Genomic DNA, 1,671 nt, shown 5'->3' with positions numbered 1-1,671 from the left:
ATTTTAACAAGGGCCTAAGTGAAGGTGATATGCGTGAGTGATCCTGAATCGAGTCCACGAATAGGTCAATTTGTCCTTATTAAAAAAGGGAGAGAAGCGGGGCAATTTGCGGTTGTCATTAAAATTCTTGATGATCGGTTTGTTTTGATTGCAGACGGAGAAAAAAGAAAGTTTCATTCTCCAAAGAAAAAAAATATTCATCATCTTGAATTTTTTGATTGCGTATCTCCGGAAGTTCAGAACAGTATATTGGAAACTGGCCGTGTGACAAACGGAAAGCTTCGATATGCGTTAAGCCGCTTTGTCAATGAGCAAGTTACTGATTTGAAGAAGGGAGAACAATTGAATGGCGAAAGACGATGTCATTGAAGTAGAGGGTACGGTTGTTGAAACATTGCCGAACGCAATGTTTAAAGTGGAATTGGAAAATGGGCACACCGTATTAGCTCATGTGTCCGGGAAAATTCGGATGCATTTTATACGCATTTTGCCTGGGGATAAAGTAACGGTTGAATTATCCCCGTATGATCTAACTCGTGGAAGAATTACCTATCGTTATAAATAAATGAAACAATTGCACTCCGGAACCTATGAAGGAGGTTGGAAAACATGAAAGTGAGACCGTCTGTTAAACCGATCTGCGAAAAATGCAAAGTCATTCGCAGAAAAGGGAAAGTAATGGTGATTTGTGAAAATCCAAAGCATAAGCAAAAACAAGGTTAATTTTTAAAGGAGGTGCTTACTTTATGGCTCGTATTGCTGGTGTAGATATTCCACGTGACAAACGTGTCGTAATCTCTTTGACATATATTTACGGTATCGGCCGTTCAACTGCCAAAAAAATCTTAGCAGAAGCTGGAGTTTCAGAAGATACAAGAGTACGCGACTTAACGGAGGAAGAATTAGGGAAAATCCGTGACATCGTGGACACTTACAAAGTTGAAGGAGATCTTCGCCGTGAAGTTTCCTTAAATATTAAGCGTCTTATTGAAATTGGGTCTTATCGTGGCATTCGCCATCGCCGCGGATTGCCTGTTCGCGGACAAAATACGAAAAACAATGCTCGTACACGCAAAGGCCCGCGCCGTACGGTTGCCAATAAGAAAAAATAATGCAAGGGAGGTTAATAGAATATGGCTCGTAAAACGAATACTCGTAAACGCCGCGTGAAAAAGAATATTGAGACAGGAATTGCTCATATTCGTTCAACTTTTAACAATACCATCGTAACCATTACGGATGTGCACGGAAATGCTGTGGCATGGTCAAGTGCTGGTGCATTAGGATTTAAAGGATCGCGTAAATCTACTCCGTTTGCAGCTCAAATGGCGGCTGAAGCAGCAGCAAAAGCTTCAATGGAGCATGGCATGAAATCTTTGGAAGTATCCGTCAAAGGTCCTGGTGCAGGCCGTGAAGCTGCTATTCGTGCACTCCAAGCGGCAGGTCTTGAAGTCACTTCCATTAAAGATGTTACACCAGTTCCACATAATGGATGCCGTCCGCCAAAACGTCGTCGTGTGTAATTTAACTGTATATATTTTGAAACCTTGTCAATAATGGGTTATGATACATTGTGGATTCTAGCAGTTCTTTAGTTGGCTGTGCACATGCGGGAATTAATGATTGGGGAATTTCGGTTAGACGCGTTTTCTCTTCTTTGTCTAGCCGGGG

The 1,671-nt window shown here is 41.7% G+C and carries 5 protein-coding genes; all 5 read left to right on the top strand.

What is annotated here, in order from left to right; genetic code table 11:
* Positions 1–33: 33 nt before the first annotated feature.
* Genes AC0KTX_RS10150 through rpsK form a run of 5 tightly spaced genes read left to right on the top strand, consistent with a single transcriptional unit; the run spans position 34 to position 1,523 of the window.
* Positions 34–369: a KOW domain-containing RNA-binding protein gene (locus AC0KTX_RS10150; protein ID WP_474252084.1), complete on the top strand. Its 336-nt coding sequence runs from the start codon at positions 34–36 to the stop codon at positions 367–369.
* Positions 347–565, top strand: a complete 219-nt coding sequence (infA, locus tag AC0KTX_RS10145) for a translation initiation factor IF-1 (protein WP_003178377.1) — start codon at positions 347–349, stop codon at positions 563–565. The genes AC0KTX_RS10150 and infA overlap by 23 nt, the downstream gene beginning before the upstream one ends.
* Positions 566–609: 44 nt before the next feature.
* On the top strand, positions 610–723 hold the full coding sequence (rpmJ, locus tag AC0KTX_RS10140; RefSeq protein WP_003156543.1) for a 50S ribosomal protein L36: 114 nt from the start codon (positions 610–612) through the stop codon (positions 721–723).
* Positions 724–746: 23 nt separating this feature from the next.
* Positions 747–1,112: a 30S ribosomal protein S13 gene (rpsM, locus tag AC0KTX_RS10135; protein ID WP_474252083.1), complete on the top strand. Its 366-nt coding sequence runs from the start codon at positions 747–749 to the stop codon at positions 1,110–1,112.
* Between the two features lie 21 nt (positions 1,113–1,133).
* Positions 1,134–1,523: a 30S ribosomal protein S11 gene (gene rpsK / locus AC0KTX_RS10130; protein ID WP_474252082.1), complete on the top strand. Its 390-nt coding sequence runs from the start codon at positions 1,134–1,136 to the stop codon at positions 1,521–1,523.
* Positions 1,524–1,671: the final 148 nt, after the last annotated feature.

Source organism: Aeribacillus sp. JST-2 (assembly GCF_056032925.1).
The sequence above is the reverse complement of the archived record's forward strand: the minus strand, read 5'-3'. Positions and strand labels throughout refer to the sequence as shown.